Raw genomic sequence first — 12,712 nt, 5'->3', positions numbered from 1 at the left:
GCCGTCGCGGGCTCCGTGATGGCTTACAGCGCCAGGAAGAAGCCGGCGATGGTGGCACTCATCAGGTTGGACAGCGTGCCCGCCGCCACGGCCTTCAGACCGAAGCGCGCGATGTCGTGGCGACGGTTGGGCGCCATGCTGCCCAGACCGCCCAGCAAGATCGCCACCGAGGAGAGGTTGGCGAAGCCGCACAGCGCAAAGGAGATGATCGCCTTGGTGTGCGTCGACAGCACCTGCAGGCCTTCCGCCGCCACTACGTCATCCGGGCGCAGATAGGCGCCGAAGTTCATGTAGGCGACGAATTCGTTGACGATGATCTTCTGGCCGATGAACGAACCGGCGGTCATTGCCTCGCTCCACGGCACGCCGATCAGGAAAGCGATCGGCGAGAACACCCAGCCGAGGATCAGTTCAAGCGACAGCTGCGGATAATCGAACCAGCCGCCGATACCGCCGAGAATGCCGTTAAGCAAGGCGATCAGCGCGATAAACGCCAGCAGCATCGCACCGACGTTCAGCGCCAGCTGCATGCCGGAAGCCGCGCCGGAAGCCGCCGCATCGATCACGTTGGCCGGACGATCCTCTTCGGCGATCAGCTTCATCGCATCGTCTTTATCGTGGGTCTGCTCGGTTTCCGGCACCATCAGCTTGGCGAACAGCAGCCCGCCCGGCGCGGCCATGAAGGACGCGGCGATCAGATATTCCAGCGGCACGCCCATCTGCGCGTACCCCGCCAACACCGAACCGGCTACCGAGGCCAGGCCGCCGCACATCACGGCGAACAGTTCTGACTGGCTCATGGTGGCGATATAGGGGCGTACCACCAGCGGCGCTTCGGTCTGGCCAACGAAAATGTTGGCGGTCGCCGACAGCGATTCGGTGCGCGAGGTGCCCAGCAGCTTGTGCAGGCCGCCGCCCAACACGCGGATCACCAACTGCATGATGCCGAGGTAGTACAGCACCGCAATCAGCGAGGAGAAGAACACGATCACCGGCAGGACGCGCAGCGCGAATACGAAGCCGCCGCCGCCGAACACCTCGAACATCTTGTCGGACACCAGCCCGCCGAAGATGAACGAAATGCCCTGATTGCCGTAGGCGATAACGTTTGCCACGCCGTTAGACATATTGCCGAGAATGCTGCGGCCCAGCGGCACGTACAGCACCAGCGCGCCGATGCCGACCTGAATGATGAACGCCCACACCACGGTGCGCAATTTGATGGCCCGACGGTTGCTGGAGAGCAGCACCGCAATGGCGATCAGCACCGCCATACCGACCAGACTCATGATGAGTTGCATGCAAAGTTTCCCTGTTGCAAAAAATAAAATACATCCCTGCTCATGAAGAGAGGTCTGCTATTGGAGAGTTTCGGGGGGATTATACTGAGCGAGGTCACCCTCGCACCGATTTATGTCACAAATGTATACAACGAGACGCAAATGAAAATCTTATAACGTGACACAAGTCACGTTATAAGCTCGTCAATCCGGCATGGCAAACAGTGACTGGGTATTGCGTTGCAGATGGGCGGCGATCTCGTCGGCCGGTTCCGGCCGCAGCTCGCACAGCGTGTGAAACACCTCGGCGGCGCGCTCGGGGCGATTCGGCTGCCCCTGATAGCCGGCCAGCGGCATGTCCGGCGCATCCGTCTCCAGCAGCAGCGCCTCAAGCGGCAGCTGCGCCATCACGCCGCGCGTTTTCTGCGCCCGCTCATAGGTGATGGTGCCGCCCACGCCGATGTAATAGCCGAGGCGGATAAACGCCTGCGCCTGCGACAGGCTGCCGGCGAAGCCGTGCACCACGCCGCGACGCGGCAGCTGCATGCGCCGCAGCGCCGCGGCCAGCTGATCGTGGGTACGCCGCGAGTGCAGGATCACCGGCAGGTCATGCTGTTTCGCCAGCCTCAGTTGGGCCAGCAGCACGCTTTGCTGGCGCTCGAACTGCGGGTTGTCCATATACAGATCGAGCCCGATCTCCCCCACCGCCACCAGCTTGCGCGGCCGTTCGGCCAACAGCGCCGCCAGCTGTTCCAGCTGCGGCTCATGATGCTGCGCGATATACAGCGGGTGCAGCCCCAGCGCGGCGAACAGCGGCGCGTGATCCTGCGCCAGCCGCAGTACCCGCGTGAAGCGATCGGCGGTGACCGTCGGGACGATGATGCGCTGCACGCCGGCGCTTGCCGCCCGCGTCAGGCTCTCGGCCTCATGTCCGGTAAAGGGCGGGAAATCGAAATGGCAGTGGGTGTCAGTAAAGGCGTAGCTCACAGCGCGCCCCCTTCACCCGGCGGCAGATCGCCCGGCAGAATGAGCTTCGGCGCCGCCACCGCAGCCTCCGGCTGCGCCGTGAGATCGGGTGACATGGCGATGTCGGTCACGATCGGCGAAGGCATTCTGACGTTCTCCGGCTGGATCAGGCGGCGCGACAACGATTTTTGCACCTTGATACCGTCCGGTTCCTGCTGCGCCATCCACTGGCCGACGGTGGCCAGGAAGTAGCGGCCGCAGCGGCGCCCCAGGTGATAATCCTGATTGAGCGCCCCCAGTCGGCTGCCCAGCGCATTGCTGGCCAGCGGCTTAGGCGGGAAGATCTCGAAGATGCGCAGCTTGCCCGGCGGTTTCTCAATAAAGCGCTGGATGCGGTGATAGCTTTGCTCATGATGCTGCAGGATGCGCACCATCTGCTGCAGGCTGCTGTCGCTCAGCCAGTGCTCCATGCGCTTCATCCACTGCGGGGTGTAGTACATTTGCGAAGGCACGGTGCGGATCACCACGATGGTGTCGGCGCCGCGGCGGTAGGCCTCTTCAACCGGGATCGCATCGCTGATGCCGCCGTCCTGATAGCTGACGCCGTCCAACTCCACGCCCTGACGGTAAAAGCCGGGAATGGCGCTGGACGCCTTGATGGCCGGCAGCCAGCGTTCGCGCTGCGCCGGCAGATAGGCCGGTTCGAAATCGTCGCTGCGGCAGGCGCACAGCAGGAATTCGCGCCCGTCGATAAAATGCTGTTCCGCCACGTCCATCGCCAGCGGCATCTGCGCCGCCGCCGTATCAACCAACCAATCGAGATCGATCAGATGCCCGCCGCGCACGAAACGCAGCGGATTGAAGAACTGGGCCGAGGTGGTGTAACGGGTGATCACCCGGCGCGCGTAGCCCATCTGCCCGCAGATATAGGCAGACAGATTCTGAGCGCCGGCCGATGTGCCGATCAGCAGATCGAAAGGGTTAAAGCCCGCGCGCTGGAACTCGTCCAGCACGCCGGCGGTGAAAATGCCGCGCTGGCCGCCGCCTTCGCAGACCAACGCCATTTTTCCTGGTCGAAAAGGTTTAGACGCCAGCGGTTCTATATTGCCGAGCGTGATGGGTATTCTGTATCCCAACTTGGCATCCTCAGTGAGACGTTTTCTCCGAGGATACCGCGTCTCGCTCTCTTCCGTAATCCTCTTGCAGCACGCCGACGAGGAAATCATTGCTGCCGGCCAACCAGGCACCATCGCTGCCGGACCATTCGGCCCACGCCTGCCATACCTGACCTTTCAGCTGTTTCCAGCGCCCGACGATGATGTCGCTGTTCATGGCCGGCTCTCCCCGAGGTGAGAAAAGGAATTAAGCTTTGTTACAGTTTGCAGGAAAATGCCGGCCGGCTAAGGGCGCCGACGGCCGGTGAACAGGCTGACCAGGAACAGGATGATGCCGACAACGAACACGACTTTGGCGGCCCAGGCGGCGGTGCCCGCCAGCGAACCGAACCCCAGTGCCGCAGCGATAAGCGCGATGACTAAAAAGATAATGCCCCAACGAAACATAAGCTTCTCCTTACCATTGTGAAAAAATTCGCTGCCGTCTACCGCCCCGACAACGGGACATCGACGGCAAATCAGTTTCTTTTTTTGGTGGTACACGTCGGGCCGCCTTCACGGCCCGACAGATGCGGCTTGTTGTTACTTGTTACGGGCGCCTGGCGGGATTACGGCTTGACCACCAGGTCGTTTTTCACGCTTTTCACGCCGTCGATAGCCTTGGCGATGCTTTCGGCACGCTCGGACTGCGCCTGCGTTTTCACCTCACCGGAAAGCTGCACCACGCCATCGGTGGTTTCCACTTTCACATTGCGCGACGGCACGATGTCATCGGCCAGCAGCTTGGCTTTCAGCTCGCTGGTGGTGGCGGTGTCGCCGGCATACGATTTGATCGACTGGTTGGCTTCATCTTTCACGTGCAGCTTGTCGCTGACGGTTTTGACGCCTTCCACCTTACCGGCAACCGCAACCGCATGCTCCGCCTGCGCCTGGCTGCCGACAAACCCGCTCAGGATCACGGTGCCTTTTTCGGTTTTCACCGAAATGTCAGTGCTTTTGATGGTTTTATCGTCCACCAACGCACTTTTAACTTTAGCCGTTATCGCGCTGTCATCCATGTAACCGTCAACTTTTTTCATGGAGCTATCGATTTTGGCACCGGCACTGTCCGCGGCGTTAGACGCCTTGTTGAGCAGACTGTCTTCGGCCAGCGCAGTGCCGCTCACCAAAGCAGAACCCAAAACAACAGCCATCAGCGAGTGTGCAAATTTGGTCTTTTTCATCGATCTCTTCCTTTTGTTGGGGGCCTCAACGCCAGAGCGCCGGAACCCTTCAGCCGCCTTCACGCGGCCTCTCGGTAAATACTTCATCATCGCTATACGATTAAGCGTTCACGACAGGAATATTGCAACCGCCGTGCCAACTTCATAAACACCTTAAAAATCAAACAAAAAAAGCATTGAGTCGGATTTTTAATCAAAAAACTGTCGCCTATTGACGACAGACCAAGTGACACGAAACGGTAAAACAGTCATCTCATTGATATTTAAGGAAACAGACTGTCTCCTATCGGCAACACATCAGAATAACTCACCAAACAATCAGCGTATTACAGTGATTTACTCTCAAGCAATGTGCGGACATCTCGTTAAAGATAGACCATGCGGTGGAAAACGCAGGCCTAACGAACGCTGCCTGGCGATATCGGTTTGCGGCATAAAAGGTGAGGAAGTTTTATTAATTAGCGGAGTGAGGATGAGGGAGGTTGGCAGGGCGCACCGGGCGCCCTGCCGATTGATCAGTGTTCGCGGGTTTTGCGGAAGGTCACGTCAGGATAGCGTTCCTGCGTCAGGTTGAGGTTCACCATGGTCGGCGCGATGTAGGACAGGTTGTCCCCACCGTCCAGCGCCAGGTTGATCTCGTTCTTGCGCTTGAACTCTTCGAACTTTTTCACGTCGTCGCACTCGACCCAGCGCGCGGTCGACACGTTGACCGACTCATACAGCGCTTCCACGTTGTACTCGCTCTTCAAGCGCGCCACCACCACGTCGAACTGCAGCACACCGACCGCGCCGACGATCAGATCGTTGTTGGCGATCGGGCGGAACACCTGCACCGCGCCCTCTTCGGACAGCTGCACCAGCCCCTTCAGCAGCTGTTTCTGCTTCAGCGGATCGCGCAGGCGAATGCGGCGGAACAGTTCCGGCGCGAAGTTCGGAATGCCGGTGAACTTCATGTCTTCACCCTGGGTGAAGGTATCGCCGATCTGAATGGTGCCGTGGTTGTGCAGACCGATGATGTCGCCCGGATAGGCTTCTTCCACGTGCGAGCGGTCACCGGCCATAAAGGTCAGCGCGTCGGAGATCACCACGTCTTTGCCGGTGCGCACCTGGCGCAGCTTCATGCCCTTCTCATAACGGCCGGACACCACACGCATAAAGGCCACGCGGTCGCGGTGCTTCGGATCCATGTTGGCCTGGATCTTGAACACGAAGCCGGTGAATTTCTCTTCCGCAGCCGTCACTTCGCGGGTGTCGGTTTTGCGCGGCATCGGCGCCGGCGCCCAGGCCACCAGGCCGTCCAGCATATGATCCACGCCGAAGTTGCCGAGTGCGGTACCGAAGAATACCGGCGTCAGCTCGCCGCTCAGGAAAGCTTCCTGATCGAACTCGTGAGAAGCGCCCTGCACCAGCTCCAGCTCATCGCGCAGCTGCGCCGCCAGATCTTCGCCCACCGCCGCATCCAGCTCTGGGTTGTTCAGGCCCTTGACGATGCGCACTTCCTGAATGGTGTGGCCTTTACCGGTCTGGTACAGGTAGGTTTCATCCTTGTACAGGTGGTAAACGCCCTTGAACAGCTTGCCGCAGCCGATCGGCCAGGTGATGGGCGAGCAGGCGATCTTCAGTTCGCGCTCAACTTCATCCATCACTTCCATCGGATCGCGGATGTCGCGGTCCAGTTTGTTCATGAAGGTCAGGATCGGCGTGTCGCGCAGGCGGGTGACTTCCATCAGCTTGCGGGTGCGATCCTCTACGCCCTTGGCGGCGTCGATCACCATCAGACAGCAGTCGACCGCGGTCAGGGTGCGATACGTATCTTCGGAGAAGTCTTCGTGCCCCGGGGTATCCAGCAGGTTGACCAGGCTGTCACGGTACGGGAACTGCATCACCGAGGTGGTGATCGAGATCCCGCGCTGCTTTTCCATTTCCATCCAGTCGGATTTGGCGTGCTGGCTGGAGCCGCGGCCTTTTACCGTACCGGCGGTCTGGATCGCCTGTCCGAACAGCAGCACTTTTTCGGTAATGGTGGTTTTACCGGCATCGGGGTGCGAGATGATGGCGAAAGTTCTTCTTTTGGAGACTTCGCGGGCAAATTCACTAGGAGACATGGTTTTCAGGTTCTACGGTTAGTCCGCCCTGCGACATCATCAGAACGCGCCGATCGCGGCGCCGGGCAAAGCGGTGAATAAAAGATAACAGCCGGGCATTTTCGCCGATTTGCCAACCGGTGACAATCAATGGATCCGATTTCCCGCTAACACAGGCGGAAATCGGGGGACAAGGCTGCCCAATGCCGACGCAATACAGATTTGTGATCGTCCGCCATCGGCAGGTCCGCCAACAATGCCGGCCACAAAGCTCGCGCCTTGTCGATGGCATCCAAGAGATGCACCCGTATTGCGGGCCAGGGAATATCGACTCGATCGGACCAGCGCTCGAAGGTTCGCATTGAGATCCTATCCCAGCGTTTTTCCTTCGCCATATTGAGCGCAACCTCAGACTCACCAGGGATATAAGCCAATGTAGTGACGATGTCATAAGCGGGAGCAAGCCGCACATCGGCCTGGTTTGGATAGATCATGGACCAATTTTTTACGTGAGCATCGCCATTGGCGAGCAGAATATTCGCCAACAGACGGCGCGCCATTTGCTGCGTATCCGCTAAAGATTCACTGCCAAACTCATAGAGATAAGCCGCTATCTGATCGTAATTTTTGCCGCGGTATTTGTCGTGTGGATAGATCTCGAATATCTGGGCAAAATCTTCTGTATGCACTCGCCCACTTTCACTGCGGTCAAAACGACGAATGGCATACGCATAGGGTTCATCCGCCAAGCGAATATCAGGCAAGTGTTCAAGCCGTGTCAGCTCAACCAGCTCAATATCGGGAATATCCACGCCGATGGCTTGCGCCAAACGCATTGCCGTATATTCATTTTCAGGGAGATGACGATGAACGGTTGAAGGCGTTTTAATGATCCAGCTATCAGCGCCCACCTGAGAAGAAATGTTGAAGCGGCCCTCTTTGCGCACAGAGGAAAATTTCATTTGTACCCCTGCCAGAGAAAATTTCTGCGCCGCCACTCCAACATCAATTTGCACGGCTTCCAGCTCTCCGCGCGACGTTAACGCCCAAGCGGGGATATCACTGGCGGCCAGCGGCCGTGCTTCAAGCGCTCCCGGCAAGTTTTCCCCGGCCCAGGCAAGTAAAGGAAACTCCTCATTCACATGGGTTTTCAACGACTGGGCCAACCAACTGCGCAGTGCGCCTTCGGGCAATAAATTGGATAAGACGGGCGGAAGGCGCTGCGATGACTGTAAAACTTGCTCAAGATATCCCGCGTGCGCCTTCTGCCTTAGCGTAAACAGGGGACGAACAGGCTCCGGCAAAGCGAGGTAGTGCGGATCAAACGTCAGGATGTTTCTGCCGCCGCTGTAGTGCGCCAGCACGCCCACCCGCACACCATGCAATATCAAGGCTAACGCCTGCACCGATTCAACCTGTCGCAGCCCTTTCATTCGCTAGTCCTCGAGATCTTTCAGTTTTTCTTCGAAATTCTGTAAGTTACTCACTTCTGGTGCATGACTCACAGTCTGTTGCAGCAAGCACTCCACATCACGGACAGACCTTTTCGGCACGATAACATATTCCAAATCCATCGCCGCCAATATCCGTAGCAGCGTGCTCATCCGCATATCGCTGCCCGATTCAACACGCTGATATTGCTGTTGAGTCATGCCAATCTTCATCAAAAAGTCTTTTTGGCTCCAGCCCAACTCAATGCGTTTTTCTTTCAGCAACGCTGATATTTCTGATAATTTTCTCATCCCCACCTCCAAACAACGCATTGATTGTTTCCTCAACAATAAACAACAAATTAGTTGTCGTCACAGCGAAAAACAACTTGTTTGATGTAAATTAATCAGGAAACAACTTTTCAGTTGTTAAAGGGGAGGAAAACAATCAATAGGATGTTTTTAGATTACGCCAGCGGCAGCGCCATCACGATCGCGTCTTCGCGGCCGTGGGCGCTCGGGTAATAATTGCGGCGCACGGTGACTTCGTTGAAACCGAGATCTTCATACAGCGCGATCGCCGCCTGGTTGGAGGCGCGGACTTCCAGCCACAGCGTAACCACGCCGCGGCTCTCCAGCTGTTCGATCAACGCGTTGAGCAACAGGCGGCCAAAACCCCGGCGCTGCCACTGCGGATGGATGGCGATGTTGAACAGCGTGGCTTCGTCCAGCACGATTTGCGTGATGGCGAATCCCGCCATCTCCCCGTCGGCGCTCAGCTTCAGGTTAAGGTAGCGATCGCCCTGATTGCTGGCGAAGGTGGTTTCCGTCCAGGGAAAGGCGTGGCTGGCTTGCTCAATGGTGAAGGCTGTGGCCAGGTCGGCCGCCGTCAGGGTAGAAATCGTGTTCATGATGACAAATCTGCTGCCAGAGGGCGCGTTTGGCCCCCGCGTCTTGGGAAAGCTCGGCCAGCGCCGGGCTGTGTAGCTGCGCGCCGGCGACCGCGAGCGGTTCCGCCACGCCCAGCCGCCAACTGTTGCATGTGGTCTCTTCAGGCAGCATCGCCGCCTGTTCCGGCGTCAGGCTGTAGGTTTGCGCCGGCGTCAGCCCCAGGCTGCGCAGCACGTCGCAAAACAGCGGATCGTCGGGTGCGGGCAGCGTCTGCGCGACCACCAGCAGGCGCGCCTCGGGCGGCAGACTGACCGCCACTTCGCCCTGCAACACGCCCGGGCGGCGCAATGTCCACTGCGTAATACCCAGTTGTTGTAACAGCCAGTCGCGTTTTGATGCCATGCCGATTCCTACCCGTTGTGGTGCGCCATGCCTGCCATGCGCCGCGCTATGCTAACAAACCCGCGCAGCCCGCGCCAACAAACCCGTCGAACATATCGCCACAAAGCTCTATAATCCCCGGTCTCATTTCCAGGAGCCAATATCTGATGTCTGCATTAACCCCCGCCAGTGAAGTCATGCTGCGCCACAGTGATGAATTTATCGAACGCCGCGTGCTGTTTGCCGGCGACCTGCAGGACAGCCTGCCGGCTCAATTCGAGGCCGCGGACGTGCGCGTCCACACTCAGCATTACCATCACTGGCAGTTACTGAACCGGACGATGGGCGATAACGTGCAGTTCGGTTTGACCGTCGATCCCGCTTTCGTCGCCGACTGCGACACGCTGGTTTACTACTGGCCGAAGAGCAAGCAGGAGGCGCAATTCCAACTGTGCAACCTCCTGGCGCTGTTGCCGGTAGGCGTGGACGTGTTCGTGGTCGGTGAAAACCGCAGCGGCGTGCGCAGCGCCGAGCCAACGCTGGAAGGCCACGTTGCGCTGGTGAAAATCGACAGCGCGCGCCGCTGCGGCCTGTATCACGGCCGCCTGGACGCGCAGACCGAGTTCGACCTGAACGAGTGGTGGGACAGCTATCAGCTGCACGATCTGGAAGTGAAAACGCTGCCGGGCGTGTTCAGCCGCGACGGCCTGGACGTCGGCAGCTCGCTGCTGCTGTCGACGCTGGAAAAACACATGAAAGGCAAGGTGCTGGACATCGGCTGCGGCGCCGGCGTGATGGCCTCGGTGATGGCCAAGCTGTCGCCGAAGGTGAAACTGACCCTCAGCGACGTCAATGCCGCCGCGGTGGAATCCAGCCGCGCAACGCTGGCCGCCAACGGCATCGAAGGCGAAGTGATCGTCAGCAACGTTTACTCCGATATCACCGGCCGTTTCGACATGATCATCTCCAACCCGCCGTTCCACGACGGGCTGCAGACCAGCCTGACCGCTGCCGAAACGCTGATCCGCGGCGCGGTGAAGCACCTGCCGATCGGGGGTCAACTGCGCATCGTCGCCAACGCCTTCCTGCCCTACCCGGACATTCTGGACGCCACCTTCGGCAGCCACGAAGTGCTGGCGCAGAACGGCCGCTTCAAGGTGTACCAGGCGACCGTCGGCCGTCCGCCGCGCGCGCCGAAGAAGAAATAATTCGCCGTTGGCGGAAAACGACAGAGCGCGGCCCGAGGCCGCGCTTTTTTTTTAGCCGTTGATATAGGTCATCGACTCCGCGCCGTAGCGATCGCCGGCCGCCGCGCTCAGCGGAAACACCACTTCTATCGCTGCCAGTTCAGTCGCGCTCAGCGTTATCTCCGCCGCGGCGACGTTCTCTTCCAGATAGCGACGGCGTTTGGTGCCGGGGATCGGCACAATGTGTTCGCCCTGCGCCAATACCCAGGCCAGCGCCAACTGAGAAGGCTTGACGCCCTTCTGCGCCGCCAGCTCGCCCACCTTCTCCACCAGCGCCAGGTTGCGGGCGAAGTTTTCCCCCTGGAAACGCGGGTTACTGCGGCGGAAATCGTCCTCGGCCAGATCCTCCGGCCGCCGGATAGCGCCGGTGAGGAAACCGCGCCCTAACGGGCTGTAGGGCACAAAGCCGATGCCCAGGCGCTCACAGGCCGCCAGCACGCCCTGCTCGGCGTCGCGCGTCCACAGCGAATACTCGGTCTGCAGCGCGGTGATCGGATGTACCTTGTGCGCCCGCTCCAGCGTGGCGACCGACGCCTCGCTCAGGCCGATGTGGCGGATCTTGCCTTCGCGGATCAGATCCGCCATCGTGCCGACGACGTCTTCGATCGGCACTTGCGGATCGACCCGGTGCTGATAATAGAGATCGATCTCCTCCACGCCCAAGCGCCGCAGGCTCCCCTCGACGGAGCGCCGGATATACTCGGGCCGGCTGCTGACGCCGCGCGCCGAAGGATCCGCCGGATCGCGCAGGATGCCGAACTTGGTGGCCAGGAACACCTGTTGCCGCTTGCCCCTGATCGCCTCCCCCACCAGCTCTTCGTTGGTGTGCGGCCCGTACATGTCGGCGGTGTCGAGCAGCGTGACGCCCAACTCCAGCGCCCGGTGCAGCGTGGCGATGGCTTCCTGCCGATCGGCGCCGGTGGAATAGAAGTCGCTCATGCCCATGCACCCCAGCCCCAGGGCGGAGACGACGGGACCGTTGGAACCGAGTTTACGTTGTTGCATTGTGCAGCCCTCATGCGGTGAATGGATAACGCAGCAAAGTCTGGTTGTTTACGCGACAAAGATAAATAATGCAGATTGCACATCACTGTTCAAAAATCACCAACAATCCGGAGTGGACATGGATCAGGTTCAAGCCATGCGCATTTTTACCCGCATCGTCGAACTGGGCAGCTTCAGCCGGGCGGCCGAACGCCTGCAGCTGCCGCGCGCCACGGTCAGCAACGCGCTGAAACGGCTGGAACAGCGGCTGGGCGTGCGCCTGCTGATCCGCACCACCCGCCAGGTGCAGGTGACTAGCGAAGGCAGCCTCTATTACCAGCGCTGCGTGCAGCTGCTGGGGGCGCTGGAGGAGGCGGACACACTGTTCAGCCACCATAAGCTGCAGCCGTCCGGCAAAGTGCGCATCGATATGCCCCATTCGCTGGCGCGCGAGGTGGTGATTCCGGCGCTGGACGACTTCTACCGGCGCTATCCCGACATCACGCTGGCGCTGGGCGCCAACGACACCCACGTCGATCTGTTGCGCGAAGGCGTGGACTGTGTGCTGCGCGCCTGGGAAACCGAAGACGACAGCCTGGTGGCGCGGTGCATCGCCCAGCTGCCGCAGGTCACCTGCGCTTCCCCCGCTTACCTGCAGGCCCACGGCACGCCGCTCGACATCGATAGCCTGGCGCCGCACCGCGCGGTGGGGTATTTTTCCCTGGCCAGCAACCGCGATTACCCGCTGGAATTCTGCCGCGGCGGCAAGCTGGAACTGCGCGAACTGCCCGCCCGGCTCAGCGTCAGCGGCGCCGACGCCTACATCGCCGGCGCGCGCGCCGGCATGGGATTGATTCAGGCGGCGCGCTATTCGCTGGCGCCCTGGCTGAAACAGGGAGAGCTGGTGGAAGTGTTGGCGGACACGCCGCCTCCGCCAATGCCGATTTACATCATGTATCCGCCCGGCCGTTTCCTGGCGCCGCGGGTCAGGGTGTTGATTGATTGGCTGATTTGGCTGTTTGACCAGCAGAAAAGCGGCGATATGGCTGTTTTTCCAGCAAACGCCCGCAAAGCGGGGAAATAACTGTTGACGTGCCCGCCAAAATCTCTA

The 12,712-nt window shown here is 59.8% G+C and carries 14 protein-coding genes; 2 read left to right on the top strand and 12 right to left on the bottom strand.

The features are described 5' to 3' along the window. Positions 1 to 23: 23 nt before the first annotated feature. From ACOWVD_RS10420 to ACOWVD_RS10370, 11 genes are all read right to left on the bottom strand, one after another. Positions 24 to 1,301 (bottom strand): NupC/NupG family nucleoside CNT transporter, encoded by a 1,278-nt coding sequence (locus tag ACOWVD_RS10420; RefSeq protein WP_164095529.1) that lies wholly within the window; start codon positions 1,299 to 1,301, stop codon positions 24 to 26. Positions 1,302 to 1,484: 183 nt separating this feature from the next. Further along, positions 1,485 to 2,267 carry a TatD family hydrolase gene (locus tag ACOWVD_RS10415; RefSeq protein ID WP_049241943.1) on the bottom strand — a complete coding sequence of 261 codons (783 nt, stop codon included), beginning with the start codon at positions 2,265 to 2,267 and terminating at the stop codon, positions 1,485 to 1,487. Continuing rightward, positions 2,264 to 3,382, bottom strand: a complete 1,119-nt coding sequence (locus ACOWVD_RS10410; protein ID WP_033631741.1) for a patatin-like phospholipase family protein — start codon at positions 3,380 to 3,382, stop codon at positions 2,264 to 2,266. Before ACOWVD_RS10410 ends, ACOWVD_RS10415 begins: the two co-directional genes overlap by 4 nt. Before the next feature lie 10 nt (positions 3,383 to 3,392). Continuing rightward, positions 3,393 to 3,578 (bottom strand): CsbD family protein, encoded by a 186-nt coding sequence (locus ACOWVD_RS10405; protein WP_004933086.1) that lies wholly within the window; start codon positions 3,576 to 3,578, stop codon positions 3,393 to 3,395. 68 nt (positions 3,579 to 3,646) lie between these two features. Beyond that, complete coding sequence (locus ACOWVD_RS10400; protein WP_004933089.1) at positions 3,647 to 3,808, bottom strand: DUF1328 domain-containing protein; 162 nt, start codon at positions 3,806 to 3,808, stop codon at positions 3,647 to 3,649. A 161-nt stretch (positions 3,809 to 3,969) separates the two neighbouring features. Further along, positions 3,970 to 4,584, bottom strand: a complete 615-nt coding sequence (gene osmY / locus ACOWVD_RS10395) for a molecular chaperone OsmY (protein WP_004933091.1) — start codon at positions 4,582 to 4,584, stop codon at positions 3,970 to 3,972. A gap of 515 nt (positions 4,585 to 5,099) precedes the next feature. Continuing rightward, positions 5,100 to 6,689 (bottom strand): peptide chain release factor 3, encoded by a 1,590-nt coding sequence (gene prfC, locus ACOWVD_RS10390; protein WP_004933094.1) that lies wholly within the window; start codon positions 6,687 to 6,689, stop codon positions 5,100 to 5,102. Positions 6,690 to 6,835: 146 nt separating this feature from the next. After that, entirely contained in the window at positions 6,836 to 8,101 is a 1,266-nt protein-coding gene (locus ACOWVD_RS10385; RefSeq protein WP_015376588.1) for a type II toxin-antitoxin system HipA family toxin, read from the bottom strand. Between the two features lie 3 nt (positions 8,102 to 8,104). Next, positions 8,105 to 8,410, bottom strand: a complete 306-nt coding sequence (locus tag ACOWVD_RS10380; protein ID WP_019454983.1) for a helix-turn-helix domain-containing protein — start codon at positions 8,408 to 8,410, stop codon at positions 8,105 to 8,107. Positions 8,411 to 8,565: 155 nt separating this feature from the next. After that, entirely contained in the window at positions 8,566 to 9,009 is a 444-nt protein-coding gene (gene rimI, locus ACOWVD_RS10375) for a ribosomal protein S18-alanine N-acetyltransferase (RefSeq protein ID WP_019454982.1), read from the bottom strand. Continuing rightward, positions 8,954 to 9,391, bottom strand: a complete 438-nt coding sequence (locus ACOWVD_RS10370) for a DNA polymerase III subunit psi (RefSeq protein WP_019454981.1) — start codon at positions 9,389 to 9,391, stop codon at positions 8,954 to 8,956. Before ACOWVD_RS10370 ends, rimI begins: the two co-directional genes overlap by 56 nt. Before the next feature lie 146 nt (positions 9,392 to 9,537). Between ACOWVD_RS10370 and rsmC the strand changes: the two genes are divergently transcribed. Further along, positions 9,538 to 10,578 (top strand): 16S rRNA (guanine(1207)-N(2))-methyltransferase RsmC, encoded by a 1,041-nt coding sequence (gene rsmC / locus ACOWVD_RS10365; protein ID WP_031300418.1) that lies wholly within the window; start codon positions 9,538 to 9,540, stop codon positions 10,576 to 10,578. Positions 10,579 to 10,629: 51 nt separating this feature from the next. On the opposite strand, the gene ACOWVD_RS10360 is transcribed toward rsmC, so the two are convergent. Then, entirely contained in the window at positions 10,630 to 11,622 is a 993-nt protein-coding gene (locus tag ACOWVD_RS10360) for an aldo/keto reductase (RefSeq protein ID WP_164095527.1), read from the bottom strand. A gap of 118 nt (positions 11,623 to 11,740) precedes the next feature. On the opposite strand from ACOWVD_RS10360, the gene ACOWVD_RS10355 reads away from it, so the two are divergent. Further along, entirely contained in the window at positions 11,741 to 12,685 is a 945-nt protein-coding gene (locus ACOWVD_RS10355; protein ID WP_306377106.1) for a LysR family transcriptional regulator, read from the top strand. The last annotated feature ends 27 nt before the right edge of the window (positions 12,686 to 12,712 follow it).

Source organism: Serratia sp. SA088 (assembly GCF_049065515.1).
Lineage (GTDB): Bacteria > Pseudomonadota > Gammaproteobacteria > Enterobacterales > Enterobacteriaceae > Serratia > Serratia nematodiphila.
Note: the sequence above shows the minus strand (reverse complement) of the source record. Positions and strands in the feature narration are given on the sequence as shown.